General features: G+C 71.9%; 24 protein-coding genes and 1 pseudogene. 12 read left to right on the top strand and 13 right to left on the bottom strand.

What is annotated here, in order from left to right; all coding sequences use genetic code 11:
* Window positions 1–82: 82 nt before the first annotated feature.
* Window positions 83–304 carry an SGNH/GDSL hydrolase family protein gene (locus MOV08_RS42425; RefSeq protein WP_275311494.1) on the top strand — a complete coding sequence of 74 codons (222 nt, stop codon included), beginning with the start codon at window positions 83–85 and terminating at the stop codon, window positions 302–304.
* Window positions 305–571: 267 nt separating this feature from the next.
* On the opposite strand, the gene MOV08_RS42420 is transcribed toward MOV08_RS42425, so the two are convergent.
* The 3 genes from MOV08_RS42420 to MOV08_RS42410 form a co-directional block, all read right to left on the bottom strand.
* Window positions 572–919, bottom strand: coding sequence for a hypothetical protein (locus MOV08_RS42420; protein ID WP_275311493.1), 348 nt, complete (start codon window positions 917–919; stop codon window positions 572–574).
* 37 nt (window positions 920–956) lie between these two features.
* Window positions 957–1,448: a hypothetical protein gene (locus MOV08_RS42415; RefSeq protein WP_275311492.1), complete on the bottom strand. Its 492-nt coding sequence runs from the start codon at window positions 1,446–1,448 to the stop codon at window positions 957–959.
* Between the two features lie 487 nt (window positions 1,449–1,935).
* Window positions 1,936–2,082 carry a hypothetical protein gene (locus MOV08_RS42410; protein WP_275311491.1) on the bottom strand — a complete coding sequence of 49 codons (147 nt, stop codon included), beginning with the start codon at window positions 2,080–2,082 and terminating at the stop codon, window positions 1,936–1,938.
* 81 nt (window positions 2,083–2,163) lie between these two features.
* Between MOV08_RS42410 and MOV08_RS42405 the strand changes: the two genes are divergently transcribed.
* Window positions 2,164–2,301 carry a hypothetical protein gene (locus MOV08_RS42405; RefSeq protein ID WP_275311490.1) on the top strand — a complete coding sequence of 46 codons (138 nt, stop codon included), beginning with the start codon at window positions 2,164–2,166 and terminating at the stop codon, window positions 2,299–2,301.
* On the top strand, window positions 2,301–3,623 hold the full coding sequence (locus MOV08_RS42400; RefSeq protein WP_275311489.1) for a PP2C family protein-serine/threonine phosphatase: 1,323 nt from the start codon (window positions 2,301–2,303) through the stop codon (window positions 3,621–3,623). The genes MOV08_RS42405 and MOV08_RS42400 overlap by 1 nt, the downstream gene beginning before the upstream one ends.
* Before the next feature lie 357 nt (window positions 3,624–3,980).
* On the opposite strand, the gene MOV08_RS42395 is transcribed toward MOV08_RS42400, so the two are convergent.
* Window positions 3,981–5,618 carry an APC family permease gene (locus tag MOV08_RS42395; RefSeq protein WP_039639608.1) on the bottom strand — a complete coding sequence of 546 codons (1,638 nt, stop codon included), beginning with the start codon at window positions 5,616–5,618 and terminating at the stop codon, window positions 3,981–3,983.
* Between the two features lie 421 nt (window positions 5,619–6,039).
* Here MOV08_RS42395 and MOV08_RS42390 point away from each other — a divergent pair, with 421 nt between their 5' ends.
* From MOV08_RS42390 to MOV08_RS42370, 5 genes are all read left to right on the top strand, one after another.
* On the top strand, window positions 6,040–7,008 hold the full coding sequence (locus MOV08_RS42390) for a cyclase family protein (protein WP_275311488.1): 969 nt from the start codon (window positions 6,040–6,042) through the stop codon (window positions 7,006–7,008).
* A gap of 137 nt (window positions 7,009–7,145) precedes the next feature.
* The gene (locus tag MOV08_RS42385; RefSeq protein WP_275311487.1) at window positions 7,146–9,986 is read left to right on the top strand and encodes a SpoIIE family protein phosphatase; all 2,841 of its coding nucleotides are present in this window, start codon (window positions 7,146–7,148) and stop codon (window positions 9,984–9,986) included.
* Between the two features lie 170 nt (window positions 9,987–10,156).
* A complete protein-coding gene (locus tag MOV08_RS42380; RefSeq protein ID WP_275311486.1) occupies window positions 10,157–11,692 on the top strand; it encodes a sugar ABC transporter ATP-binding protein in 1,536 nt (511 codons plus the stop codon).
* On the top strand, window positions 11,689–12,729 hold the full coding sequence (locus MOV08_RS42375) for an ABC transporter permease (protein ID WP_275311485.1): 1,041 nt from the start codon (window positions 11,689–11,691) through the stop codon (window positions 12,727–12,729). The genes MOV08_RS42380 and MOV08_RS42375 overlap by 4 nt, the downstream gene beginning before the upstream one ends.
* Window positions 12,730–12,773: 44 nt before the next feature.
* Window positions 12,774–13,943, top strand: coding sequence for a substrate-binding domain-containing protein (locus tag MOV08_RS42370; RefSeq protein WP_275311484.1), 1,170 nt, complete (start codon window positions 12,774–12,776; stop codon window positions 13,941–13,943).
* A 57-nt stretch (window positions 13,944–14,000) separates the two neighbouring features.
* Here the strand turns inward: MOV08_RS42370 and MOV08_RS42365 are convergent, their stop codons facing one another.
* From MOV08_RS42365 to MOV08_RS42340, 6 genes are all read right to left on the bottom strand, one after another.
* Complete coding sequence (locus tag MOV08_RS42365; RefSeq protein WP_039639602.1) at window positions 14,001–14,234, bottom strand: hypothetical protein; 234 nt, start codon at window positions 14,232–14,234, stop codon at window positions 14,001–14,003.
* On the bottom strand, window positions 14,231–14,665 hold the full coding sequence (locus tag MOV08_RS42360) for a hypothetical protein (RefSeq protein ID WP_275311483.1): 435 nt from the start codon (window positions 14,663–14,665) through the stop codon (window positions 14,231–14,233). Before MOV08_RS42360 ends, MOV08_RS42365 begins: the two co-directional genes overlap by 4 nt.
* A 109-nt stretch (window positions 14,666–14,774) precedes the next feature.
* Entirely contained in the window at window positions 14,775–14,987 is a 213-nt protein-coding gene (locus MOV08_RS42355) for a hypothetical protein (protein WP_275311482.1), read from the bottom strand.
* Between the two features lie 47 nt (window positions 14,988–15,034).
* On the bottom strand, window positions 15,035–16,522 hold the full coding sequence (locus tag MOV08_RS42350; protein WP_275311481.1) for a sensor histidine kinase: 1,488 nt from the start codon (window positions 16,520–16,522) through the stop codon (window positions 15,035–15,037).
* Window positions 16,519–17,238: a response regulator transcription factor gene (locus tag MOV08_RS42345; RefSeq protein ID WP_275311480.1), complete on the bottom strand. Its 720-nt coding sequence runs from the start codon at window positions 17,236–17,238 to the stop codon at window positions 16,519–16,521. The genes MOV08_RS42350 and MOV08_RS42345 overlap by 4 nt, the downstream gene beginning before the upstream one ends.
* Before the next feature lie 120 nt (window positions 17,239–17,358).
* Complete coding sequence (locus MOV08_RS42340; RefSeq protein ID WP_275311479.1) at window positions 17,359–17,877, bottom strand: hypothetical protein; 519 nt, start codon at window positions 17,875–17,877, stop codon at window positions 17,359–17,361.
* 363 nt (window positions 17,878–18,240) lie between these two features.
* On the opposite strand from MOV08_RS42340, the pseudogene MOV08_RS44310 reads away from it, so the two are divergent.
* A pseudogene (locus MOV08_RS44310) lies at window positions 18,241–18,369 on the top strand (AraC family transcriptional regulator); the annotation flags it as partial.
* Here MOV08_RS44310 and MOV08_RS42330 read toward each other — a convergent pair.
* Window positions 18,360–19,550 (bottom strand): MFS transporter, encoded by a 1,191-nt coding sequence (locus tag MOV08_RS42330; protein WP_275311478.1) that lies wholly within the window; start codon window positions 19,548–19,550, stop codon window positions 18,360–18,362. The pseudogene MOV08_RS44310 and the gene MOV08_RS42330 overlap by 10 nt on opposite strands.
* 72 nt (window positions 19,551–19,622) lie before the next feature.
* Here MOV08_RS42330 and MOV08_RS42325 point away from each other — a divergent pair, with 72 nt between their 5' ends.
* Window positions 19,623–20,600, top strand: a complete 978-nt coding sequence (locus MOV08_RS42325) for an ArsR/SmtB family transcription factor (RefSeq protein ID WP_275311477.1) — start codon at window positions 19,623–19,625, stop codon at window positions 20,598–20,600.
* 120 nt (window positions 20,601–20,720) lie between these two features.
* The gene (locus tag MOV08_RS42320) at window positions 20,721–21,086 is read left to right on the top strand and encodes a VOC family protein (RefSeq protein WP_039639593.1); all 366 of its coding nucleotides are present in this window, start codon (window positions 20,721–20,723) and stop codon (window positions 21,084–21,086) included.
* 111 nt (window positions 21,087–21,197) lie between these two features.
* Here MOV08_RS42320 and MOV08_RS42315 read toward each other — a convergent pair whose 3' ends face one another.
* Window positions 21,198–22,529, bottom strand: a complete 1,332-nt coding sequence (locus tag MOV08_RS42315; RefSeq protein WP_275311476.1) for an alpha/beta fold hydrolase — start codon at window positions 22,527–22,529, stop codon at window positions 21,198–21,200.
* 70 nt (window positions 22,530–22,599) lie between these two features.
* Here MOV08_RS42315 and MOV08_RS42310 point away from each other — a divergent pair, with 70 nt between their 5' ends.
* Window positions 22,600–23,217 carry a TetR/AcrR family transcriptional regulator gene (locus tag MOV08_RS42310; protein ID WP_275311475.1) on the top strand — a complete coding sequence of 206 codons (618 nt, stop codon included), beginning with the start codon at window positions 22,600–22,602 and terminating at the stop codon, window positions 23,215–23,217.
* A 352-nt stretch (window positions 23,218–23,569) separates the two neighbouring features.
* On the opposite strand, the gene MOV08_RS42305 is transcribed toward MOV08_RS42310, so the two are convergent.
* Entirely contained in the window at window positions 23,570–25,561 is a 1,992-nt protein-coding gene (locus MOV08_RS42305) for a heavy metal translocating P-type ATPase (protein WP_275311474.1), read from the bottom strand.
* Window positions 25,562–26,035 lie beyond the last annotated feature (474 nt).

Here is a 26,035-nt window from a genome sequence, read left to right as displayed (position 1 = left end):
GCCTGGTCAACCGGTGTCCGGCCGACCATGCCTAGGTGTATTGCCCTGGGAGGTTGGGGACGCGGCTGGCGGGCTGGTCACCGTGCACGCTCCGCAACAGGGCTGGCAGGACGAGGTCAACCAGGCCGTCAAGGACGTGGCCGCGAAGAACTCCTCCCATGTCGCCGTCGCCGACTGGGACCAGGCCGTCTCCAGCCACACCGACCTCCTCGCCAACGACGACATCCACCCCGTCCCCGGCGGCGGCAAGATCTACGCCGACACCGTCGCCGCAGCCCTGGCCGAACTGAAGGGCAGCCGCTGAGAACGCGTCCACCCCGGAGCCCCGAGGTCCGGCAGTGCCATGTGCCGCTGAACCGCCCCTGTCGGCGTGCACGCTGAACTCAAGGTGGTGAGCGGGAACGTTTGCTCGTGCCCGCTCACCACCGAGCTGCAAAGTCGCCGTGCGGTGCCCGCGATCAATGGCTACGAGAGGTGGCACACGCCCTCGACGGTGACCATGGATCCGGCGAACCGCACGTCATGCCCGTTCCCATCTGTATCGCGCCCCGCCCAAGGCTCGAACCGACGGCTACGGCAGCCGCAATTCGCCCCGCATCACCGGCGTGTACGTATGGTTCAAGTCCCCCCGGGGGATGCACCACATGCCGCTCACCTCACCGGTGGCCACGGCCTTCGGCTGCCCCCAGTCCCGCCACTTCAGGTGGGACAGCGAGGTGAACTCGGTCAGGCTCAGGCGCGTGGGGCGGATCAGCGGGTGCCCCATGGTGTCGGAGACGTACACCGGGCCGGCGGCCGGGCTCCGTGTGGGAGCGGGGCCCTGGACCTGTGGCTGGTCCGGGCCGCCGCACCCGGCGATGCCCACGGCCATCACCAGCGCCAGTGCGCAGGCCGTGACGATGGCCGTGGGGCTGTGCATCGGGACCCTTCGTGCGCGTCGACGGTCGCGCCGGCGCTCAGCGGGTGGCGAGCGGGCGCTTGCCCTGCAGATCCTCGGAGTCGTACGTCCCCTGCTGCCCGGCCAGCTTCAGGGTGAAGGCGGAGTACACCCGCTTGCCGTTGACGACCTTGGGGTCGGAGAGGCTTATGGTCGCCTTCAGCGGCTTGGTCAGGCAGGTGTCGAGGCACCAGGTGCCGGTGACCTGCCCGGTGCCGACGGCCTCCTTCGCGCCCCACTGCTTCCAGTCGACCTGGTGGATGCTGGTGAACTCGGAGAGCACCAGATCCCGCGGGCGGCGCTCGGCACGCCCGGTGTCGGCGTTCTCCTCACCGAAGTGGTTGATCACGTACGGGGTGACAGCCGTGCGCACGGCCTTCGTGGGGGCAGCGGGGACCGCGCCGTTCGCCGCCTGTGCGGTGGCGGACAGGCCGAGCGCGGCGGCACCGGCAAGGCCGGCCGCGAGGACCGCCCTCCTTCGGAAGGTGCTGGTCGTCGAGGTACGGTTCATGGCTTCCTGGCTCCGTTGATGTCGCTGGTCATCGGTTGGCGCTCCAGAAGCTATGCCGAGCACTTCTCGACGATTCGTCACTTGTGTTGCAGCCGTGCATCGATGACTGTTACACGACCTACACACAGGACGGACCTCCCGGTCGGCATCGGGTCCTGCGGCAGTCCGGGTACGCATCGACGTGATCGACCGTCAGGCCCCGTCCCTCCACCGGGGAACCGGCTGCCGTCCAGCCCTCGGCGGCAACGCCGACCGGCAGGGGACGCGGGCGGCGGGCGGGGTGGCGATGGCGTCGAGTTCCTCGGTCAGCTGGTAGGGCCTGATGCCGCCTTCGGGTAGGCAGAGCCAGGCCCCCGTGAGCCACAGGCATGCCGCAACCCGTCCGCCATCGAGCGGTTCGGCCGGCGCCTGGACCGCTTGCCGTGCTCGATCCAGTGCTTCGGGCCGACCGGACAGCGCCACTCGCGTGCAGGGGGACGCGAACGGCTCAATCAAGGCGGCATGCGCGCACCCGGCGCAGCAGGATATGCCTGTCGGCGACATGCCCCTCGGCCGTGTCGCCACGGATGCGCACCATCGACCGAACCATGTAGCCAGCCACAAAAACCGCACTGAGCTTCGTAAGGAACGACATCGGCCAAGGAACGCTATCGGCTGCGGAAACCCACGGACCCCACGGCCCCCCCCCCGGCGCCCACAGTTCAGCCAGTGGGACATGACCTTCACCGATCCCCGCGTGCGCGCTGCGATCACCGACCGGCTCACTTCCAAGGTCGCCTCGATCCGGACAGACACCGACGCCTACGGATTCAAGGCCATCAAAACCTCACGACACACGAACGGGCGCCGGTGATGCCGAGCAAACGGAACGAGTCCCAGCCGCCGGAGGAGCCCCGGCGGCTACGTCTGGGCGTCGAACTCGAGCTGATCGCGGACCAGCTCCGATCGCTGGCCCGGGCACAGGACCGGTTGCACGACCTCTACGAGGCGGTCCTCAGCCGGAACGTCGACCTGCCCGTCGTACTGCAGCTGATCGTCGACACCGCGATGGAACTCGTCGGCGCCCGCTACGGCGCGCTCGGGGTGCTCGACGAGCATGGCCAGTACCTCGCACAGTTCATCCCCGTCGGCCTGTCCGAGCAGGAACGGGCCGACCTGGCCGATGTGGAGTTCCCACGCGGCCGCGGCCTGCTGGGGCACCTGATCACCCACCCCGAATCGCTACGCGTCGAGGACATCGCCGCCCACCCCGCATCGGCCGGCTTCCCACCCGGCCACCCCCACCTGCGCACCCTGCTCGGGGCCGCGATCACCACCCGCGGCACCATCTACGGGGACCTCTACGTCGCCGAACGACGCGACGGCCAGCCCTTCGACGAGCACGACGAAACCCTGATCGTCGCGCTCGCCCGCGCCGCGAGCCTGGCCATCGACGACGCCCGTCTCTACGAGCAAACCCGCCTCGACGCCGAGCAGTTCCAACGTCTCCTGCTGCCGCGCCTGCCCGACCTGCGGCCCTTCGACGCCGCCGCGGCCTACCGTCCGGCCAGCACCCCCGGCCATATCGGTGGGGACTGGTACGACGCCCTGCTGCTCCCCGACCATGTCTGTGCCGCCGTCATCGGCGATGTCGTCGGCCACGACCTGCAGGCCGCGGCCGCCATGGCCCAGATCCGCAACATGCTGCGAGCCCTGCTCTACGACCAGCGCACCCCGCCCAGCGCTGTGCTCACCCGCCTCGACCAAGCCCTCCAGGCCGTCACCGACCAGCCAGTCACCACCGCATGCCTCGCCCACATCGAACGCGCCCGGCCGGGTGCCTGGGCAGTGCGCTGGAGCACCGCGGGACATCCCCCACCCCTGCTGCTCACCCCCGACACCCGAGCCCGCTACTTGTACGCCGCTCCCGACCTGCCCCTCGGCATCGACACGACCCAGACCCGCAACGACCACACCCACCTCGTGCCGGGCGGCTCGACGCTGCTCTTCTTCACCGACGGGCTCTTCGAACATCCCTCGCACTCGGTCGAGACGGGAATGGACCTCCTGGCCGCCCTCGCCAGCGAGCACGCGGCGCTCCCCCTGCAGGACTTCGTCCAGGTCCTGGCCGACCACCACCCCAGCGATGGTCACGACGACATGGCCCTCCTCGCGCTCCGCACGCCGCACACCTGACACAGCGGCCGACCGCGTTTCCCAACGGCGCCCGGCCACCGGGCAGACGGCCCACCACCCGGCTCGCCGCCGCGCGAAGCGCTGCGTGCGGTTTCAGCAAGGCGGGAACGGGGCGTTCGAGGTGCTCATCGGCGCATGGGAATTCGATGCGGATGGGGTTCCGTAGCGGCGAATCACGGGTCCAAAGGCATTGCAGGGGTGGCGAGTTGGGGATTGACGCCGAGGTGTGGGGAATCGCGCGTGGTGGTGGGCACGTGGTGGCCGGATGTCCTGGTGCCTGGCGGCAAAAGCCGATGAGCCCGGCCGGGGTGGCCGGCCGGGCTCATCGGCTTTCCTTTGCCTCAGGGCGAGTTGGGGTCAGTGGCCGCCCTCGTCCACGACCGCGACCTCCTCGATGTTCTGCTCGATCGCCTCGGCCGGGACCGCGGAGGCGAGGGCCCAGTAGTAGATGCCCACCGAGAACACCGTGACGATCGCCATGTCCCACCACAGCGGGATGTGGCCCTGGCCGCCGAAGCCGCCCTGCCAGGAGATGATGCCCATGCCGACGAGGTACACCGGGAGCCACCGCGCGGCCTTCCAGTCCAGGCGCGGAGCGTTCGGCAGCTGCTTCTTCGTGGCGTACCAGGCGTAGCTGCCGAGCAGGACGTAGCCGATCACGATGGCCCAGCCGAGCCGTTCCAGGGTGGTCCAGCCGGCCCAGTAGATGATCAGGCTCGCCACGGCGAAGGACAGCGGCGCGATCACCTTGCCGCCGGGCAGGCGGTACGGACGCTGATGGTGCGGCAGACGGTCGCGGAACACACCGAACGCCAGCGGCGCACCGGCGTACATCAGGACGCTCGCCGAGGTGATGAAGGAGACCAGCTCCTGCCAGCTGGGGAAGGGCAGGAAGCAGATCACGCCGGTGACGAAGGAGATGATCAGTCCGAACCACGGCACCCCGCGGCCGTCGGCCTTCTCGAACAGTCGGGGGGCGTAGCCGTTCTTGCTCAGGCCGTAGGAGATCCGCGAGGTGGAGGTGGTGTAGATCAGGCCGGTGCCACCGGGGGAGATGATGGCGTCCGCGTACAGGACCCAGCCCAGCCAGCCCAGCCCCACCACGGTGGCCAGGCCGGCCCAGGGGCCGCTGATGCCGGCGTAGTCCAGCTTGGCCCACCCGTGTGCGAAGGACGCCAGCGGCAGCGCGCCGATGTAGACGACCTGGAGCAGGGTGTAGATGACGGCGCCGATCACGACCGAGCCGATGGTGGCGCGCGGCAGGTCGCGCTTGGGGTTGCGGCTCTCGCCCGCGAGCTGGATGGCCTGCTCGAAGCCGAGCAGCGCGAAGATGATGCCGCTGGTGCTGATGGCGCTGAGCACGCCCTTGGCACCGAACGGGGCGAAGCCGTGCGAGGTGAAGTTGTGCGGGTGGAAGTTGGTCGCCGCGATGACGAAGATCGCCCCGAGGGGTACGGCGATCTTCCACCAGGTGGCGGCGCTGTTGGTGTGGGCCAGCACCTTCACACCCAGGAAGTTCACCGCGACGAAGATCGCCATCAGGACGACCGCGACGACGAAGCCGCTGGCCGTGAGGGTTCCGTTGGCGTGTTGGAGGCTCTTGGCCCACGACCAGTGCCCGGCGTAGCCGATCATGGCTTCGACCTCGATCGGGGCCACTGTCGCCGCCTGGAGCCAGGAGAACCAGCCGAAGGACATGCCGGCCAGGCCGCCGAAGGCGTAGTGCGGGTAACGCGCGGTACCGCCGGCCACGGGGAAGAGGCCACCGAGCTCGGCGTGCACCAGGGCCAGGAGCACGATCGCGACGGCGCCGATGCTCCAGGAGATGATCGCGGACGGGCCTGCTACGACTACGGCCTTCTGGGCACCGTAGAGCCATCCGGATCCGATGATGGAGCCGACCGAGGCCCACATCAGGCCGATCAGTCCTACATCCCTGCGCAGGGTGCCTGGTGGGCGTGCCTGCAGTGGCGTGATCTCGTCAACGCTTGCCATGAGGGGGGCCTTTCAAAACAGCTGGCCGGAAAGTTGCCTCAGAGTAGGGAGCTTTCCGGCCCCTGCAAATAGCCAGTGACGAAAAAGTTACTTTCCGCGAAAAATTCATGGCGGATGCAAAGGTTCGACGCCGCCACAAAACGCCGAAATATTCGGCCAGTTGCGGCCGACGAGCCAGCCCAGGCCCTGATCAGCGGCATCCGGACGGCCATTCATCCCACCAATGAGGTGAATTCAATTTGGTGAAAACTTTGAGATGCCCCGCCAATGGCATTACTTTCCGTCGCCTATGGTCGTCCGTTTCCTGTCGGCGAATTCCCCGGCGATCACATGCGGGGCGCCGCGCGGAGGGGACATGCTGGGGAAGGTGGCACGGTGCCGCCGGACGACGGTCCCGCCACCCTGGAGCGGTGAACAGCAGATGACCGGCAACCCCAGCGACGCCCCGTCTCCCCCGCCGACCGGTGCCGGCAACGGACCCGCCGTCACGCGCCGGGAGTTCGACGCGCTCTTCTCGGCGGTCCGCACGTGGGGCCGCTGGACACCGGCCGACCGCGGCGCCTGGAACCGGGTGACCCCGGACCACGTACGGCGGGCCGCCGCCCTGGTCCGGGACGGCGCGGTGATCCCGCTGGCGCGCCCGTGGGACACGTCCGCCGGCCCGGACAACAGCAGGCCCGCATTGCACTTCATGTCCGACCTCGGCGATGTCGAGGCCCCGGAACCCACCACGCACAAGGACTTCCTCGCCGTCGACTACCACGGCAAGGCCGTCAGCCACCTGGACGCGCTCTCCCACATCGCCTACCGCGGACAGCTCTACGACGGCCGCCCCGCGGGCGAACTCGTCGACTCCCAAGGCGCCCGGTTCGGGGCCGTGGCGGCGCTCGGCCCCCTGGTGACCCGAGGGGTGCTGCTCGACCTGCCGACCGTCGTGGGCAACGCGTGGCTGGAGCCCGCCCGAGCGGTGCACTCCGAGGACGTCGCCGCTGCGGAGCGGGCCTTGGACGTGACGATCGGCGACGGCGACGCGGTGCTGCTGCGGACCGGCAGCATCCGCCGCCGCCGCGAACGGGGCGCCTGGAACCCCGACGCGGCGAGCGCCGGCTTCCACGTGGACGCCCTGCCGCTGCTCGCCTCGCGCGGGATCGCCCTGCTCGGCGGCGACGGCGACAGCGATGTCCGGCCCTCGCCGGTCGAGGGCGTGCACTCTCCGGTCCACGCGCTGGCGATCGCGGCCATGGGAGTGCCGCTGCTGGACAACCTCGACCTCGAGGCGCTCTCGACTGCCTGTGCGGAGGCGGGCCGCCATGTCTTCCTGCTGCTGGTGGCTCCGCTGAACGTCCCTGGCGGCACCGGCTCGCCCGTCACCCCGGTCGCCGTTCTGTGACGCCCCCACCTCCCCTCTGACCAGCACCGTCCCCCGAAAAAGCCCTACAATCGGAGCGAACGGTACAGCTGCTCCGGGCAGATGGCGGGAGGGTGACTGGCGGTCCTGCGGCACGTACCGCAAGGGAAGTGATTCGGATGGGGCTCGTGGGAATCGACCTCGGTCCCGCGCGCGCCCGTGACCAGTTCCTTCGGGGCGAGTCGGTCGACGAGGCCGTACGAAGTCCGATCTTGAATTCCTGGGAGCGCTCCCTCGCCCTGGGGCTCTCCCCGGCGGGATGCGCACTCCCCTACCGCTCCGACCTCGATCTGGAGGGCCGGCTCGTCCGCGCGGCCGAGCCGGTACTGGATCGGCTGCAGGAGCTGTTCACGGACCGGGACATGAACGTGTCCCTCGCCGACGGCCGCGGAGCCGTGCTGCAACGCCGCTTCGGCAAGCCGTCCCAGGTCAGACGGCTGGCCGCGATCCAGAGCGTGCCGGGCTATGTGTTCGCCGAGGAGTTCGGCGGGACCAACGGCATCGGTCTGGCGCTCGCCGAACGGCAGCTGATCAACGTCTACGGTGCCGAGCACTTCGCCGAACGCTCCCAGTCCAACGCCTGCTCGGCGATCCCGGTCCGGGACCTGCTCAGCGGTCGCATCGAGGGCGTGCTGTGCCTGGGCTATCCGCTCACCGACGTGGACGCGGCGCTGGCCACCGTGATCCGCAAGGCGGCCGGCGCGATCGAACGACGCCTGCTGGAGCAGAGCTCGACGCGGGAGCGCACCCTGCTCCAGGCATACCTCGATGCCAGGCACCGCACGCCGACCGGCGACGGTCAGCCGGGCGAGCTCACCGAGAGCGTGCTGGACCGGCGGGACCAGATGATCCTCCAGGAGAAGGCCGCCGATCTGATCGCCCTGGCCCAGCGGGCGGCCATGGAAGTGCCCCTCCCCGGCGGGCGACGGGTGACGCTGCTCAGCCGACCGGTCACCAGCGCTTCCGGGGTCGAGGGCATCGCCATCGAAGCCGTCCTCTCCACGCCGCACCAGCCCGTCGCCGTCCCCGCCGTAACCGGGACCTTGCCCGAGACCTCACCCGGCCCCCCGGCGGAGCGCAGCCCCGAGCCCGCGCTCCCGCGGCTGTGGCCCGTTCCCGGCACCGCGGCCCGGAGGGCGGCCACGACGACGCATCCGCCCGGAACCGCCGAGGCCGCCTCCGCGCACACGGCGAGCGGGCTGGTGCTGGTCGGCGAGCCGGGCGTCGGGAAGTACGCCGTGGCGGCCCGACGCCGACTGGAACTGCTCTCCGAGGCCAGCACCCGCATCGGCACCACCCTGGACGTGAGCCGCACCGCCCACGAACTCGCCGAGATGGCCGTGCCCCGCCTGGCCGACTTCGTCACCATCGAACTTCCCCAGGCGGTGCTGCGCGGCGACGAGCCGACCGACCCGCGCACCGGCCTCCACCGCGTCGTGCTCCACGGCTACCGCGAGGACTGCCCCTTCTACCCGGCCGGTGAGCCGATCAGCCTCCGGGCCACGACTCCCCAACTCCGCTGCCTGGCCAGCGGGCGGTCGGTACTGGAACCGGAGCTGAGGACCGCCGCGGGCTGGATCGCCCAGGATCCCGGGCATGCCCAGCGCCTCCTCGACCACAACGTCCACTCCCTGATCGCCGTTCCGCTCATCGCCCGCGGCATCGCCCTGGGCGTGGCGAGCTTCTACCGCTCGCGGGATCCCGCGCCCTTCGGAGACGACGACCGTTCGCTGGCCCAGGAACTCGCCACCCGTGCCGCCATCTGCATCGACAACGCCCGCCGCTACACCCGCGAACACAACATGGTGCTGGCGCTCCAGCACAGTCTGCTGCCGCACAGCTTCCCCGAGCAGAACGCCGTCGAGGTCGCCCATCGCTATCTGCCCGCCGAATCCGGGGTCGGCGGAGACTGGTACGACGTCATCCCCCTCTCCAGCAGCCGCGTCGCCCTGGTCGTCGGGGACGTCGTCGGCCACGGACTGCACGCCGCCGCCACCATGGGCCGACTGCGCACGGCGGCGCGCAACTTCGCCGAACTGGAGCTGGCCCCGGACGAGGTCCTCACCTGTCTCGACAACCTCGTGGCGCGCCTCGACCGGGACGAGGGCGGCGAGGATGCCGACGGGGTGACCCGCATCATCGGCGCGACCTGCCTGTACGCCGTCTACGACCCCACCTCCCAGCAGTGCTGCATGGCCCGGGCCGGCCATCCGCCCCCCGCGCTGGTCCACCCCGACGGCGCCGTCGCCTTCCCCGACCTGCCCGCCGGACCGCCGCTGGGGCTGGGCGGCCTCCCCTTCGAGACCGTCGAATTCCACCTCCCCGAAGGCAGTCAGCTCGTGCTGTACACCGACGGGCTGGTCGAGGACCGCCGCCGCGACCTCGACACCGCCTTCGACCAACTGCGCCGGGCGCTGTCCCACCCGAACCGCCCGCCCGAGGACACCTGCGCGGAAGTCCTACGGACGGTGGTGCCCCGCCGGCCCACCGACGACATAGCCCTCCTGGTGGCCCGTACCCACGCGCTGGACGCGCACCGGATCGCCACCTGGACACTGACCTCCGACCCGGCCCTGGTCTCCGGCATCCGCGCCGCCGTGACGCGTCAACTGGCCGCATGGGGACTGGACGAGGTGTCCTTCGCCGCCGAACTGGTGCTCAGCGAGCTGGTCACCAACGCCATCCGCTACGGCACCGCCCCGATCCAGGTACGCCTGCTCTACGACCGCGCCCTGACCTGCGAGGTGTCCGACGCCAGCAGCACCGCCCCGCATCTGCGCCACGCGGCGACCACCGACGAGGGCGGCCGCGGTCTGTTCCTCGTCGCGCAGCTCGCCCAGGCATGGGGCACCCGCTACACCGCCACCGGCAAGGTCATCTGGGCCGAGTGCGCCCTGCAGTTGGCCGGCGGGAGACCCGACACCGTGGCGGCGTACTTCGACGACGTTCCCGCCCTCTGAGCGATGCCGCCGGGTGGACGGGCTGCGCGGGTGGGCCTCCGCCAATCGGGACACCGCGCGACGGCCCCTCCGGCATGGAAGCCGAGGGGAGGACGACGGGAGCCGTAGCATGCGCCAATGCGGTGCCGGATGCCGGCAGTGCACCGAGCGGCCGATCCCCGGAGAAGTCCGTGCCCGACACTCCCGACCACCGCCCTCCCGCGCCCCGCGGCCCAGAGCCGCTGGTCCGGATCCGCGGCCTGAGCAAGCGGTTCGGCGGCACCCTCGCGCTGGACGCCGTCGACCTCGACATCCGCTCCGGCAGCATCCTCGCCCTGCTCGGTCCCAACGGCGCGGGAAAGTCCACCCTCATCAAGATCCTCGCCGGCGTCCACCGCGCGGACCACGGCGAGGTCACTGTGGCCGGCCACCCGCTCGGCACCGAAGCGGCCACCCGCGCCATGTCCTTCATCCACCAGGACCTCGGACTGGTCGAGTGGATGACGGTCGCCGAGAACATCGCCCTGGGCGCCGGCTACGCCCGCCGCGCCGGCCTGCTGTCCTGGCGGCGGACCCGTGAGCGCTGCACCGAGGCGCTGGGCATCATCGCCGCCCACCTCGACCCGCGCACCCCCCTCGCCGACCTCCCGCGGGCCGAGCGTTCCCTGGTGGCCATCGCCCGGGCGCTGTCCACCCGGGCCGGCGTCATCGTCCTCGACGAACCGACGGCCAGTCTTCCGGCAGCGGACTGCGCCCGGCTCTTCGACGTACTGCACGCGCTGCGCGACCAGGGGCACGCCCTGGTCTACGTCACCCACCGGCTCGACGAGGTGTACAAGGTCGCCGATGCCTTCGCCGTCCTGCGCGACGGCCGCCTGGTCCGCCACGGCCCGCTCGCCGGCCATAGTCCGGCACAGCTGGTGCACGACATCGTGGGCCACGAACCCGGCGGCTACCGCCTCGCCCCCGCCACCGGCCGCACCGTCCTGAGCCTCGACCGCGTACGGACCGCCGACACCGCACCGGTCAGCCTGGAGCTGCGCGCCGGGGAGATCCTCGGCATGGTGGGACTCACCGGCGCCGGACACCTGGAGTTGGGCCGCGCCCTCGCCGGCGCCGGACGCCTCCTCGGCGGACGGGCCCTGCTCGACGGACGTCCCTACCGACCGGGGTCGGTCGCGGCCGCGGTCGGCTCCGGGGTCGGCTTCGTGAGCAGCGACCGTCAGGAAGAGGGCTGCGCCGCCGAGTTGACCGTGCGGGAGAACCTCCTGGCCAACCCACGGGCGAGGGGCCTGCCGGCCCTCCACTGGACCGGCCCCCGGCGCGAGCGGGCCGAGGCCGACGCCCTGATGGCCCGGTTCGCGGTGTACCCCCGGGACAGCGAAGCGCCGATCTCCACCCTGTCCGGGGGGAACCAGCAGAAGGTCATGGTCGGCCGATGGCTCGGGACGCACCGCAGACTGCTGATCCTCGAAGAGCCGACCGCCGGGGTGGACGTCGGCGCCAAAACGGCGGTCTACCGCCTGCTCCGGGACGCGTTGGCCGACGGTCTCGCCGTCCTGCTGCTGTCCACCGACTTCGAGGAGGTCACCGACGTGTGCCATCGGGCCCTGGTGTTCGTCCGTGGGGTGGTGACGACGGAGCTGACCGGCGATGCCCTCACCGTCGGCGCCCTGACCCGGGCTTCCTCCGCCATGCCCGCGCTCACCGGGACCACGGGCCCGTGATCCGCTCCCCCCGTCGCCCGCCGGGCCGCCGGTTCGGGCACCTCCTCGGCGTCTACGGCCTCCTGGCCCTGGCCGCCCTGCTGTTCCTGGTCTTCTCCCTCGCCCTGCCCGACACCTATCCCACCGTGGACAACATCTCCGCGATCCTGTCCAACCAGTCGATCCCGGCCGTCCTCGCGCTCGGCGCGACGATCCCCATCGCCACCGCCAAGTTCGACCTGTCCATCGGCTACGGTCTGGGCCTCGCGCACGTGATGGCCATGCAGCTCATCGCCGTCGATGCCTGGCCCTGGCCGCTCGCCTGCCTCGTGGTGGTGCTCGGTGGTGCGGTCGTCGGCGCCTTCAACGGCATGGTCGTCGAATTCGCGCGGATCGACTCCTTCATCGCCACCCTCGGCACCGGCAGCATCCTCTACGCCGTCACCGGCTGGGTCACCGACGGTGCCCGGATCGTCCCCGGCCCGCACGGCCTGCCGGCCGCCTTCACCGACCTGTACGACTCCAGATTCCTCGGCCTGCCGGTGTCCGCCTGCTACGTCCTGCTCCTCACCGCCCTGTTGTGGCTGCTGCTGGAACGGCTGCCGCTCGGCCGGTACCTCTACGTCATCGGCTCCAATCCCCGCGCCGCCGAACTGGTCGGCATCCCCACCCGGCGCTACGTCGTCCACGCCTTCGTCGGGTCGGGTCTGGTCGTCGGCACCGCCGGTGTCCTGCTCGCCGCACAGCAGCGGGTCGGCAATCCCAGCGTCGGACTGGACTATCTGCTGCCCGCCTTCGTCGGTGCGCTGCTCGGCTCCACCACGATCAGGCCCGGCCGGGCCAACGCGGTGGGCACTCTGGTCGCCGTCGTGGTCCTCGCCATCGGGCTCGCCGGCATCGGTCAGTTGGGCGCCCGCTTCTGGGCCATCCCGCTGTTCAACGGCGCCACCCTGCTCGTCGCCGTCGGCCTGGCCGGCTACACCGCGCGCCGGCAGGTGCGGCAGCGCCCGAAGGAACCTCCACGGGCTCTCCCCGACCCACCCAAGGTCATCTCGTGACGCCCACCGGTCACCCTCTCCCCACCGCCGCGCGAGGCGTCCGCGTGCCCGCGCCGCGCCGGCCCGCCCTGGGCAGTGCCGTCGCCGTGTCGGTGGCGGCCGCGGTGCTCACCGGCAGTCTCGTCCTCGTCGGCTGCCAGCGCGGCGCGTCGGTCGGCGGTGGATCCGTCGCGCCGAGCCCGGCGCGACCCGGCTGCCCCGCCGCCCAGGCCCGCGCCGCAGCGGCCGTTGCGCAGGCCGAGCAGACCGCTCCCGCGACGCCCGGTCCCGCCGACGGCCCCCGGGCGGCCACCGGCAAGGACGTCGTCTACGTCGCGCAGACCATGACCAACCCCGGCGTCGCGGGCGCCGCCAAGGGGGTGCAGGAAGCCGCCCGGGCCATCGGCTGGAACCTCCGGGTGATCGACGGCCAGGGCACCCCCACGGGGATCCAGGCCGCCTTCGACCAGGCCGTCGGCCTCCGGCCCGCCGGCATCGTCATCGGCGGCTTCGACCCGGACCTGACGTCGACTCAGGTCGCCAGGGCCGCCGCGCACCACATCCCGCTCGTCGGCTGGCACGCGGTCGGCTCCCCCGGTCCGAGCCGACATCCCGCGCTCTTCACCAACGTCACCACCAGGGTCGAGGACGTCGCGAAGGCCAGTGCGGACTGGGTCATCGCACACTCCCACGGTCACGCCGGGGTGGTCGTGTTCACCGATGCCTCGATCCCGTTCGCCGAGACCAAGTCCACCCTGATCGCGAAGGAACTCGCCACCTGCCCCGGCGTGCGGGTGCTGACGGAGGAGAACATCCCGATCCCGGACAGCAGCAGCCGAACCCCGCTGGAGGTCGCCTCGCTCCTCTCGCGTTTCCCGGATGCCTGGACCCACTCGGTGGCCGTCAACGACGTGTACTTCTCCGACGCCGCCCCGGCCCTGCGCGCCGCGCGGCGAAAGGGCGGCGGGGCCCCCTTCAACATCGGTGCGGGCGACGGCGATCCGTCCGCGTTCCAGCGCATCAACAGCCGGCAGTTCCAGGCGGCCACCGTGCCCGAGCCGTTCGCCCAGCAGGGCTGGCAGATCCTCGACGAGCTCAACCGCGCCTTCGCCGGCGCGCCCGCCAGCGGATACGTCGCCCCCGTGCACATCGCCACGGCCGCCAACAGCCAGGGGGCGACGACCTGGGACCCGCCCGGGTATCGCGCGGCGTACCGGAGGATCTGGGGCAGGTGAGGGGCGTCGCCCGGGCCGCTCGCGGGTTCGCGGAGCGGCACGGGCGACTGTCCCGGTTCAGTTGCCGGAGTCGTCGGCGTTGCCGTTGGCGTCCGCCGAGGCGACGGCGTGCTGGGCGTCGTCGACCTTCTTCCGCAGCTGCGGGAGCTGGTCCTGCGGGGTGGCCGTGCTGCTGGCGGCCGGGGCCGCGCTGCCCGATGCCGACGACGGGGAACAGGCCGCCGTGGCGAGCAGGGGCATCGCGAGGGCCGCGGTCAGCAGGGCGGCGGGCAGGCTGCGGCGGCGGTTCACGAGGCCGCGGCCGACGTGCCGTTGTGGTGGGTGCCGCACCAGGTGGCGACGGCCTTGAGGTCGGTCTGCTTCTGCTTCAGCAGCGGCAGCAGCGCCTTGCGGGTGGTGAGGCGGTCGCCGAGGAACGTGGCGATGGCCTGGTGGTCGGTCTTCTTCGCGTTGGCGATGCGCTGCTCCAGGTACGTGATCGAGCCACGGGTGCCGGCACCCGCCTCCATGCGCGTGATCCGCTTCTCGATCCGCTTCTCCAGCTTCGGCACCCGCCGGCACAGTGCCTTGGCGCCGTCGCCCTTCGGGCCCTTGGCGTGGGCGGTGGCGGTGGCTGCCGGCGCCGTGGTCTCCGCGGCGTACGCGGGGGCACCTGCCGCCACCGATCCCGCCAGGGCCAGGGCGGCCAAGGCCGCGGTCATCGTCGTCCTGCGTCCGCGCATGTTTCTCTCCGATCGCTGTGCTCTGCGAAGGCCCGTTGCGCCAAGGGCACGTGGTGGGCCGGGTGCGAGCGAAGGTAGGAGCCGACCTTGTGGTTTCTTTGTGACCGGGTCAGCTGCCGTGCGAGGTGTCGGTGGCGGGCCCTTCGTCGCGCACGCCGCTGCCGTCCTCGGCGATCAGGGCCCCGCACAGGGCGAGGGCCAGGGAGAGCAGGGTCACGGCGAGTATGGCGACCACCGTGTCGGCCGTGCGGGCGGCCGGTGGCCGGTCCCGGACCTCCTCGTGGCAGCGCACGGTCGCGGTCTCCGTGGTCAGCACGGTCATACGTCCTCCTCGTGGCGTGAACGCCGCCGTTCCGCACAAGGAGCACCTTAGGGACGGTTTTTGTGGATTTCCTGTCGACGGTGGTGAGTGTCCGCCAGCCAGTCCCGGTGCGGTACCGCGGTACCGTCCAGGCCCGGGCGGGTGAGGGGGAAGGCGACCTCGATGCGGGCTCCTGGACCACCCGGGGGCGTCCGCACCTCCAGGTGCGCGTGGTGCAGCTCGGCCTGCTGGGCGACCAGAGTGAGCCCGAGGCCGGACCCGGGACTCTCGGCGCGTCGATGGAACCGTTCGAAGATCGTCTGCCGCTGCTCCGGCGGCACCCCGGGCCCCTGGTCGTCCACGGTGAGCACGGCCGCCGGGGCGCCCCCGTCGTCGGATGCCCGCAGGGCCACCGCGATGCAGGCCCGGCCGTCGGCGGACCGGCCGTGTGTCAGGGCGTTGGCCAGGAGGTTGTCCACCAGCGACCGCAGCCCCGGCTGCCAGCCGTGCACCACCAGCCCCGTGGTGCACTCCGCCTGCACGTCCGCGTCGGGATGCGCGCGGCGGAAGTCGGCCACGGCGGCGTCCGTGAGCTCGGCAAGATCGACGGGTGCGAACGCGTCCGCCTCGACCAGGTCCCCCTGGGCCAGCGCCCGCAACATCACCAGCAGCCCCAGTAGGCGGGCGTGGCCGCGCCGCAGGTCCTCCACCGTTTCCGCCCGGTCCTGGACGTCGAGGTCCTGGAAGGCGTCGAGGATGTCCAGGCTGGTCTGCATGCTCGTCAGCGGCGTGCGCAGTTCGTGGGAGGCCGCGGCGGAGAAGGAGCGGGCCGTCGCCAGTGCCTCGGCGGTCCGGGCGGCCTGTTCGTCGTAGCGGGCCAGAACGGTCTGCACGGTGTGCGCGAGGTCGTCGACCTCGGTGATCCGGGTCGGGCGGTGTTCCAAACGGACGTCGCTGGTACGGGGATCGAGACCGCTGGTGCGCCGCTGCAGCCGCCGCAGCGGCCGGGCGGCGCCGGCGGCCAGCGCCCAGGCCAGGCCCGCGGACGCCGGGGCGGCGAGCAGCGCGACGGTGACCACCCGGCCGCGCACGAGTTGGATCTGGGCCTGGTTGACGGAGTCGGGGGAGAACAGCCACAGCGTTCCCCGCACGCCCGGCTCCTTGCCGCTGATCCGCTGGGCCAGCACGCGCCAGGTTGTGCCCCGCGCATGGACGCTGACCGGCTTGCCGGGCGTCGTCGGCAGCCGTACGGACGGATCCGGCTGCGGGCCGTCCTGCACGGTACGGTCCGGTCCCTGCAACCGGATGCCGACGTCCAGGGCCGCGCTGTACAGCTTCCGTTGGCGGGCATGTTCGGCCCGCGGGCGGTCCTGGGAGGCGGCGCGCAGCAGCCCCCGGGCAACCGCCGCCACGTCGTGGGCGCGCTCGGTGAGCCGCTGGTCGGCCTGCGCGTGCAGGTCCCTGCTCACCAGGTCCACGAGCAGCCACCCCGAGGCCACCACGAGCAGCGGTACGACGGCGCCCACCACGAGCGCGATTCGGGTGGACAGCCTCACGGCGTGTCCGTCGCCGCGTCCGGCTGCTGGTCGCGCAGGACGAAGCCCACACCGCGCACCGTGTGGATGATCCTGGGCCGTCCGTCCGCCTCCAGCTTGCGCCGCAGATAGCTCACGAACGTGTCCACGGCGTCACTGCGCACGTCGAAGTCGTACCCCCACACCCGCTCCAGCAGCTGGTCGCGGCTGAGGACCAGCCCCGCGTTGCGGGCCAGCACCTCCAGCAGGGCGAACTCCCGCCGGGTCAGCTCCCGCTGTCGACCGTCGAGACGGACGGTCCGCGCCGCCGTGTCCAGCACCAGTCCACCGACCCGCACCGTGTCGGTGGCGGCCGGCGGCCGCCGGCGCAGCAGCGCGTGCAGGCGCAGCACCAGCTCGTCGAGGGCGAACGGCTTGACGAGGTAGTCGTCCCCGCCGGCCTGCAGGCCGGCCACCCGGTCCGCGACCTCGTCCAACGCGGACAGCATCAGGACCGGTATGTCATTGCCCTCGGTCCGCAGGCGTCGGCACACCGCGATGCCGTCGAGGTCGGGCATCGAGATGTCCAGCACCATGGCGTCGGGTGCCTGGGCCGCCGCCCGCTCCAGCGCGGCACGGCCGCCGTCCGCCAGATCGACGGTGAAGCCGTTCAACCGCAGGCCGCGCCCCAGCGAACGCCGGATCGCGGCATCGTCGTCCACCACCAATACCCGTCCGGCACCGGCCTCGATACCCATTCCGCCTCCGCTCACCGCCCACATCGACGCCCGCCATCATGCGCCACCGCCCCGACCGCCCCTCATCCGGGCAGCCGTGCCGCCTCCTGACGCGAGCCCTCACGGGGTCGTGACGGCGGCCTACGGTCCGGTCTGCTCGGGCGCGCGCCGGGGTCGCAAGGAGCAGGCGTCGCCTGTCATGGCGCGGCCGATGCCGGGCTCCCGGCGTTGCCCATCGCCGGAGCACGGGCCGTGGTCCGGGGCGTGCGGGGCGCCGCGGCCCAGGGTGAGGGGCGCGGGGGAAGCCTTCCAGCGCGCGGCCAGAACGCTGATCAGGACGAGCCCGATGGCCAGGGGAAGTTCGCAGCAGACGGCCATGGCGACCGCGGTGAGATGGTCGCTGCCCTTGGCGGCGGTGGTGACGTCGAACCAGGCGTCCAGCGCGAAGAGCATCGCGGTCGCCGAGGCGACGGGGCCCGCTGCGGTGCGCCGGTACCAGGTCAGTGCGCCGGTGAGCAGCAGGCCGACCACTTCCATGGCGTCCAGCCCGACCCAGGCGGTGTCCCAGTGGCGGACCCTGGCGTGGCTCTTCAGGGTCAGTCCGAGGATGACCATCCAGCCGATCAGGGCCAGTGCCACACTGAGCAGGCCCCACACCACCAGCCGTCGGGTGCCCGCACGCGAGACTCGCCCACCGCCTGCCTGCCCCGATGTGCCTTGCGGGCTCGACGGCCGGGTCCGTGCCGGTGCCGCCGTCCTCATGAGACGGGAGAGAACGCGCACGATGCCTCCTTTGGTGTGCAACGGACGGCCTGCCCATCCCTGCGACACGATGCCCGGAGAGAGTAGCCAGCCACTTTGTGGATGCTTTGTGGAGCTGCCGACCTTACTGGCAGCCGACCCGTGCCGACCGCCGGATGACGCGGTACCGGACATCCCGCAGTACAGGCACCCCCGACTGCTGTCTGTGCTCTGAACGGAAGGTGCGGCGGTTGTGGGTGGTCGGCCGGTCCTGGTCGGCCGCGAAGCGAAGACGACACGGCGGCCGGCAGCATCCGCAACTCACGCCTGGAACGCGCGCGCCGCGATCTCGCCGACACGACCCAGCAGGCCCCCGTCCACGCCGTCGCCGCCCGCTGGGGCTACCCCCGCACGGACACCGAGCCGCGCCGCTGCGCCTCGTGCCTGCCCAGCGCCGCGAGGGTCAGGGTCACGGTGACCGATCCGACCGCCAGCACCGTCATCGCCGCGGCCGGGGAGGTCAGTTGGGCCGCCGTGCCCGCGAGGGCCGCGCCGACGCCCTGGAGGGTGGACATGCCGACGAAGTGCAGGCCGAGGGCTTGGCCCGCGAGGTCGTCGGGAGTGAGCGACATCAGGCGTTCCTGCAGGACCAGGCTCGCGCCGAAGCCCACGGAGGCGACGGCGACGGCCACGGCCGCCAACGTCACTCCCGGCCGTAGCACGAAGAACAGGTACGGAGCCGCCAGCAGCAGGCGCAGCGGGACCGCGAGGCGGGGGCGCAACGCGGGCGGCACCAGGCGGCCCACCGCCACGTCACCGACGAACATGCCCAGCGCCGCGCACGCGAACAGCGTCCCGGCCGCCCCGGGGTCGTAGGAGATGTAGAGCGACTCGCAGCCGACGACCAGGCCGTTGGGGATCCACAGGCCCAGGTAGGTGAGGCGGCGGGGGTGTGAGGACCACAGGAGGCCGTTGATGCGCCAGGTCGCCGAGACGGACGGGCGGCCGGAGGAGCGCGGCGGGCGGGCCGTGAGGCCCAGGCGGGTGGCGAGGGCCGACATCACGTACAGCGCCGCCGCCAGGAGCAGGCACGTCCGCGGGGCCAGCAGCGTCAGCAGCGCGCCGCCCGTCGCGAAACCGGCCACCTGCATCAGACCCCAGAGCATGTTGAACACCGAACGGCCCAGGACATAGCCGTCTTTCGTGAGGATCTCGTTCAGCAGTCCGGAGCGCACTCCCCCGCCCAGGGACGCGACCAGTCCCTGGGCCAGGAGGACCGCGAAGACCGCCGCGACCGGAAGGCCGGGCAGCGCCAACACCGCGGTACCGGCCGCGAAGGCGAGGGCGAGGCCGGACAGGATCGCGCGCGGGGGCAGGCGGTCGGCGCCCGAGAGCAGGAACGCGGCCCCGAGCAACTGCGCCAGCTGCGGGCCGAACATGCTCACCGCCGACAGGAGCGGGGAGCCGGTGGCCCGGAAGACCAGCGTGCCGAGGGCCAGACCGCCGATCGTCTGCGCCGCGGCGAAGGCCGCGAAGGAGAGCAGGAACGGGGTGAACTCCAGGGTGCGGAACAGGGTTCGGTAACTTCGCATGGGTGGGAGTCTCGGAGCGGCCCGGGGGCCGTGTTCACTGTTTCGCCGACACGCGAAAGGTCGTACGTGCGCATGGGGTTGTGGCAGATCGACACCGACACCCTCGCCCGCAGCCGGTTCGTGCTCTCTCCGTTCGCCGAGACCTTCGCGAGCCTGAAGCTGCTGCACACGGGCGTCGGCGCCCATCCGGGCGAGGCGTCCTGGCTGCGCGCGCACCTGCCCGGCTACCGCGCGCGCCTCGCGGCCGACCCGGTGACCGCGCTGCTCGTGCGGGCGGCACTCGGCACGTCCTGGATCGCCGACTTCGTCTGCCCCACCTCGTGCGTCGGGGAGAGCTTCGAGGAGACCGTGGCCCGAGTGCGGGCGGCCGGGGCCGGGGAGGCGCGCGCCGACCTCCGGGTGTCCCTGCGCGGCCCGCTCCCCGCCGCCCTGGAGCGGGACGACCTGCCCGAGCGGGCGACCGCGCTCCTGACGTACGTCTGGGAGGAGTCCGTACGGCCGTACTGGGAGCGTCGGCGGCGCGTCCTGGAGGCCGACGTGGTCGCGCGGACGGCCCGGGTGAGCCAGGGCGGTTGGGCAGCGGTGTTGGACTCGCTGCGGCCGGGGACGCGGTGGCTCGGGGAGAGCCGGTTCCAGGTCAACCTCAACGCGTATCCGCCGCGGGAGATCGCCGCCGGGGCAGAGTTGCTGTTCATGCCCGTGACGCCACGGGCCGGGTGGGTGTCGTGGGAGGGACGCGAGCGGTACGCCGTCGTCTACTCGTGTCTCGGGGTGCTCGCCGAGGACCACGACCGGCGGGCCGTCCCGGCCGGGCTCGGGGCGCTCATCGGGACTGCGCGGGCCGGCTTGCTGGTGCTGCTCGGGACTCCCCTGAGCACGACCCAGCTGGTCGCCGTGACCGGGCAGGGGCTGGGGTCAGTGGGACGGCATCTGCGGGTGCTGCTGGACGCGGGACTGGTGGAGCGGCGGAGGGCCGGACGGTCGGTGCTGTACGTGCGGACGGCGGCCGGGGAGGTGCTCGTGGAGGCGTCCGGATCCGGCTGCCGCTGAACGGTAGCCGGATCCGGGGGCCACTGGGGGTTGTCTTCAGGAGTGAGGCGACGGTGCGACCGACCGACGAGCCGGAGTAATTCACGCGACAACTCCCTTGCTCCCCTGCAAGGTTGGCGCATGCTCGATCACATCGCCATCCAGGTGAACGACGTCGCGGCCAGCGCCGCCTTCTACGATGCCGTGCTGGCCCCGCTCGGCGGCGAGCGCAAGAAGCGGTTCGGCGCGAACATCAGCTTCGGCGTCACGGGGCACCCGCTGTGGCTCGTCCCGGCACAGGACTTTGAGCCCCCGCGCGAAGTCCACATCGCCTTCACCGCAGCCGACCGCGCCACCGTGGACGCCTTCCACGCCGCGGCCCTGGCGGTGGGTGCCGAAGTCCTGCACGCGCCGCGCCTCTGGCCCGAGTACCACGACTCCTACTACGGGGCCTTCGTCCGCGATCCCGACGGCAACAACATCGAGGCCGTCTGCCACTGTGCCTGAGGAATCCGGTAGGCCGGAACGCCTCGATCGTGATCGGTCATTTCTGCAGTGTGTCCGGCCCACGGGACTGCTGTCCTCCGCATTCCTCCCCCTGCGGACGACACAGGGGCATCACCGGTGGTCGCGGAGGAAGGCAGGGATCTCGTCGCGGGACGGATGGTTCGGCAACGGTGCCGGCTTGCCTTGGAGGAAGGCGGTGATGACGGCGGCGGCTCGATCGTTGTTGTCGTCCAGACCGTTCCAGATGTGGTGCCCGACTCCGGGCATGAACTGCGTGCGTTGGACGGCGGGGTCGTTGGCGAGGACGGCGGTCTCCCACTGACGGACCTGGGAGGAGCACTCGGCGATCATCAGCATCGCGGGCGTCCGGGAACGCCTCAACTGCGGGGCGAGGGAAGGGGCGTCCTTCACCGTCTGCTGGATGCGGAGGCTGGCGGCGGGGCTGAAGGAGAAGTTCCGCGCGGCGTCCTCGGTCGGGATGCGGTGCGCATCGCGTGCGCAGTAGGCGGATGCGGTGTCGCTGCCGAGGTCGGCGGCGGTGAACGCGTTGTCGCCCTCAGCCTGTCCGACCAGCCCGGTGTCCGGGGTGAGGAGCCCGAGTCGCATCAGGCCGAATGCGACGGCGTACCGGGGGACGCGTGTCGACCGCGGGCCGGTCATGGTGGGCGCGAGCCCGCGGGCGGATGGTTGGCCCTGGTGCCCGGTGATCTGCGCGGTGGGGCCGTCCATCGGGCCGGGTTCGGCGATGACCGCCCGGTGCAGGCGCGCGGCGACGTGCGGATCGGCCAGGGCTCGCGTGAGTACGACCCCGCCCGAGGAGAAGCCGAGGATGTCGACCCTCCCCTTGCCCAGGCGGTCGACGAAGGCGGCGAGGTCACGGACCGACCTGGAGATCGAGTACTGCCCCATGGGAAGCAGGTCGCTCCGTCCGGCGCCGGCCGGTTCGTAGGCGTAGACGTCGTAGCCCTGATGCGCCAGGAGTTGCAGGAACCGGTGGTCGAGCAGGGAGATGCCGCGGACCGGTCCGCCGTTGAGGTAGACGAACGGGACGGGATGCCGGGTGCCTGGTTTCGCGGGCGGGTAGTGGTACACCGCGACCTGGCTGCCGGTGGGCAGGCGCCAGTGCTGGGTGGCCACGAAGGGCAGGGCGGGCGGGTACCGCCGGGCAGTGGGCGCGGTCGGGATGCAGACCGACGCCGTCAACGCTGCCGCGACAACCACCGGCAGGAACGGCAGGAGGCGCGACGCCCGGCGCCGCCGCCCCCGCCACAGTGCGGCGAGGCTCCCGACCCCAACGGCCGCCAACCATGCGGCGATCCCCGAGCCCGCTCCGTCCGTGACGACGATCGAAGCGAGGAAGACGACGACCAGCGCGGCGACGGCGGCCAGTGCCAGCAGTAGGCGCCCGGCGAAACGGGCGAGACGTATGACGGACGTGGGCATGGCGAACGGACCCCCAGGTTTCATAACGCTGTTTCGAAACGACGTTATCAAAGAGGGTAGGCTTCTCGACATGGGTAGGCCGAGAACGAACGACGAGACCGTGAAAGAGCGACTCGTGGAGCGCGCAACCGAGATGCTCGCCACCCACCCGCAGGAGTCGGTCACCGTCCGCGCCGTCGCCATGGCCGCCGATGCCTCGACAGCGGCGGTGTACTCCCTGTTCGGCGGGAAGGACGGACTGATCGCGGCGGTACGCGACAGGGCCGTCGCCGGCCTGTTCCAGGCCCTGACGGCCGCGCCCACCTCCGAGGATCCCCTCGCCGACCTCTACGCACTGGCCACCGCGTACCGCCGATGGGGACGCGAACACCGTCACCTGTACGCGGTGCTGTTCGGCGGCGTGCAATCCTTCGAGCCGTCAGGAGCGGTCGGTACCCGTGACCCCGTCCAACCGCTCATCGCCGCGATCGACCGCGCCGTGACCGCGTCCGTCCTCGACGGCGAGGCGACATCGATCGCAGTCTCCGTCTGGGTGACGCTGCACGGGCTTGTGACACTCGAACTCACCGGGGCCCTCGACGCCTCCACGGCACAGGCCGCGTTCCCTTCGACGATCCACGCCACGCTGCGCGGCTGGACGACCCCCGCGGTGTTCCGCAGCCTTCGCCACGACGAAGCCGCGCCCTGACAGGGGCCGCGACCACGTCCGTTCAGGCACGTGGCGAGCGCCACATACGGGGAATCCGCCCCTCAACGAGCCGGCTGCCGACGGCCCATTCCGCCGGCTCGACCGCAACCCGATCGGTACGCGCTCGGAGGGTCCTCAGCGGCTTGGCAGACGTCCCCAGCGGCGCCCGGGGCCTGACCCACCACGAGCGTGCCGCTCAACGGGAAGACGGCCGAGCGGCCACCCGATGCGAGCCACGGTGCGGGCGGCGCGTCGGACGCGGTGGTGGCGGCAGCCCGGACACTGCGCATCGACCGGCCAGGCACTCGCTTCCGCTCGCCCCCACCCCACCTCTGCTCGCCCTCGCCGCCACCTACTGACCGTTCCCGCCACGGGCGCGGCGCCAGGAGGCTTCCGCGAGCAGGCGCAGGCCGTTGAGGCCGACGATGACGGTGGAGCCTTCGTGGCCCGCGACGCCGAGCGGCAGCGGCAGGGTGCCTGCCAGGTCCCAGACGACCAGGCCGGTGATGAAGGTCGCGGCGATGGCCAGGTTCTGCACCACCAAACGGCGGGCGCGGCGGGAGAGTTGGACGACGGTGGGGATGGTGGCCAGTTCGTCGCGGACCACGACGGCGTCGGCGGTTTCCAGGGCGAGGTCGGAGCCGGCGCGGCCCATGGCGATGCCGGTGTGGGCAGCGGCCAGTGCGGGAGCGTCGTTGACGCCGTCGCCGACCACGAGGACCTGGCGCCCGGCCTGTTCCCACTCCCTGACGGCTGCGACCTTGTCCTGCGGCAGGAGCCCCGCGCGGACGTCGGTGATGCCGACCTCCCGTGCCAGGCGGGTGGCGGCCCGCGGGTTGTCGCCGGTGACCAGCGCCGGCGCACGGCCGGTGAGGGTGGCGAGGGAGGCGACGGTGGCGGCGGCCTCCTCGCGCAGCCGGTCGGCGATGCCCAGCACCCCGACCGGGGCGTCCCCGACCTCGACCAGGACGGCCGTGCGCCCCTCGTCCTCCAGCTGGGCAACCACCGTTGCGGCTGCCTGGTCGGTTCGGGTCTTCAGCAGGCGGGCTGGACTGCCGACCGCGACGGCCTTGCCCTCGACGGTGGCGGTGACTCCGCTGCCGGGGGCGGAGGTGAAGTCCTCAACCGGGGGGATGTCCAGGTCGCGGGTGCGGGCGGCGTCCACGACGGCGCGGGCCAGCGGGTGTTCGCTGGGGTGCTCGGCCGCTGCCGCCAGTCGTAGCAGCCCCTTCTCGTCCAGGCCGGAGCCGGCCAGCGGGCGGATGTCGGTCACCCGCGGGGTGCCCTCGGTCAGGGTGCCGGTCTTGTCCAGTGCGACCGCGTCGATCTGGCCGAGCCGTTCCATCACGACCGCCGACTTGACCAGCACGCCGTGGCGTCCGGCGTTGGCGATGGCCGAGAGCAACGGCGGCATGGTCGCGAGCACCACCGCGCACGGCGAGGCGACGATCATGAAGGTCATCGCCCGCAGCAGGGTGGGCTGCAGGGCGGCGCCGAACAGGAGCGGCAGGACGAACAGCGCGATCGTGGCGGCGACCATGCCGATCGAATACCGCTGCTCGACCTTCTCGATGAACAGCTGGGTCGGCGCCTTGGTCTCGGAGGCTTCCTCGACCATGGCCACGATGCGGGCGATCACCGAGTCGGAGGGGTCGCGCTCGACCTTGACCCGCAGCGCGCCGGTGCCGTTCAGGGTGCCGGCGAACACCTCGTCCCCGGTCTCCTTCGCCACCGGCATGGGCTCGCCGGTGATGGTCGCCTGATCGACCTCGCTCGCGCCGTCCAGCACCTGGCCGTCGGCGCCCACCCGCTCTCCGGGCCGCACCAGGATGATGTCGCCCACGCGCAGCTGCTCGGTACGCACCGCCTCCTGCGCTCCGTCGTCGCCCAGGCGGGTCGCGGTCGCGGGCGCGAGGTCGAGCAGGCCGCGGACGGAGTCCGCGGTGCGGGCGGTGGCGATCGCCTCCAGGGCGCCGGAGGTGGCAAAGATGACGATCAGCAGTGCACCGTCCAGTACTTGCCCGATCGCCGCCGCGCCCAGTGCCGCGACGACCATGAGCAGGTCCACGTCCAGGGTCTTCTCCTTGAGCGCCTGAAGGCCCGCCCAGCCGGGCTCCCAGCCCCCGGCGGCGTAGGTCAGGGCGAACAGCGGCCCCCAGGTCCACGCCGGCGCCGCCAGCAGATACAGCGGCAGGCCGACCAGGAAGAGCACCAGCGCCGCGGCCGCCCAGCGGGCCTCGGGCAGCGCGAAGATCCGGGTGCGGCGCCTGGGCGCCGCCGTGCCGCGCACGCTCGTCTCCCCGGCGGAGGCTGAGCGAGTGAGGGTGGCAGACCGGGAAGGCATCGAAGCGAGGTCCTTACGGAGACGGGCGGACAGCATCCAACGCCACCACCGTACAGGAATGCATGAACATGGTTTCATTTATTCATGTGGGTCGGCCAGGGGGCGACTGCTCCATGCCGCACTACGACGATCACGTCCGCGAGCTCACGCACAACGAGGCCGTCCTCGCGGTCGCCGGATGGCAGACCACAGACACGCGCAGCGAGGTGCCGATACGTACCGGAAAGTTCGTGCCCCCGCTCCCCCTTGATGGGCGTTCGAGGCCCGCCGCAACCTGCTGCATATCGACTTTCCGCGATCGGTGATCCACCCAACTGGACTCCGTGTCCCGAAGGTTGCCCGCCCTCGACTCGCACGACGCCCCAGTCGCCCTGAGCAGCGACCGCCCGGCCGCCGGCGGCATCCGCTCCAACTCTCCGCGCAGGTCGACGCCGCCGCGCCCGGCCGCCGATTCGGGAGAAGCCCACAGCATGA

The sequence above is a fragment of the Streptomyces yunnanensis genome (assembly GCF_029011865.1).
Taxonomy (GTDB): domain Bacteria; phylum Actinomycetota; class Actinomycetes; order Streptomycetales; family Streptomycetaceae; genus Streptomyces; species Streptomyces yunnanensis.
This window is presented reverse-complemented; position numbering and strand designations above follow the sequence as displayed.

Bases quoted from the DNA above. Each gene is read 5' to 3' on its own strand.
- MOV08_RS42325 (WP_275311477.1), top strand. From the start codon at position 19,623: ATGGGGTTGTGGCAGATCGACACCGACACCCTCGCCCGCAGCCGGTTC.
- MOV08_RS42310 (WP_275311475.1), top strand. From the start codon at position 22,600: ATGGGTAGGCCGAGAACGAACGACGAGACCGTGAAAGAGCGACTCGTG.
- MOV08_RS42320 (WP_039639593.1), top strand. From the start codon at position 20,721: ATGCTCGATCACATCGCCATCCAGGTGAACGACGTCGCGGCCAGCGCC.
- MOV08_RS42415 (WP_275311492.1), bottom strand. From the start codon at position 1,448: ATGAACCGTACCTCGACGACCAGCACCTTCCGAAGGAGGGCGGTCCTC.
- MOV08_RS42400 (WP_275311489.1), top strand. From the start codon at position 2,301: ATGCCGAGCAAACGGAACGAGTCCCAGCCGCCGGAGGAGCCCCGGCGG.
- MOV08_RS42420 (WP_275311493.1), bottom strand. From the start codon at position 919: ATGCACAGCCCCACGGCCATCGTCACGGCCTGCGCACTGGCGCTGGTG.
- MOV08_RS42305 (WP_275311474.1), bottom strand. From the start codon at position 25,561: ATGCCTTCCCGGTCTGCCACCCTCACTCGCTCAGCCTCCGCCGGGGAG.
- MOV08_RS42315 (WP_275311476.1), bottom strand. From the start codon at position 22,529: ATGCCCACGTCCGTCATACGTCTCGCCCGTTTCGCCGGGCGCCTACTG.
- MOV08_RS42390 (WP_275311488.1), top strand. From the start codon at position 6,040: ATGACCGGCAACCCCAGCGACGCCCCGTCTCCCCCGCCGACCGGTGCC.
- MOV08_RS42410 (WP_275311491.1), bottom strand. From the start codon at position 2,082: ATGTCGTTCCTTACGAAGCTCAGTGCGGTTTTTGTGGCTGGCTACATG.
- MOV08_RS42355 (WP_275311482.1), bottom strand. From the start codon at position 14,987: ATGACCGTGCTGACCACGGAGACCGCGACCGTGCGCTGCCACGAGGAG.
- MOV08_RS42385 (WP_275311487.1), top strand. From the start codon at position 7,146: ATGGGGCTCGTGGGAATCGACCTCGGTCCCGCGCGCGCCCGTGACCAG.
- MOV08_RS42360 (WP_275311483.1), bottom strand. From the start codon at position 14,665: ATGCGCGGACGCAGGACGACGATGACCGCGGCCTTGGCCGCCCTGGCC.
- MOV08_RS42345 (WP_275311480.1), bottom strand. From the start codon at position 17,238: ATGGGTATCGAGGCCGGTGCCGGACGGGTATTGGTGGTGGACGACGAT.
- MOV08_RS42330 (WP_275311478.1), bottom strand. From the start codon at position 19,550: ATGCGAAGTTACCGAACCCTGTTCCGCACCCTGGAGTTCACCCCGTTC.
- MOV08_RS42405 (WP_275311490.1), top strand. From the start codon at position 2,164: ATGACCTTCACCGATCCCCGCGTGCGCGCTGCGATCACCGACCGGCTC.
- MOV08_RS42395 (WP_039639608.1), bottom strand. From the start codon at position 5,618: ATGGCAAGCGTTGACGAGATCACGCCACTGCAGGCACGCCCACCAGGC.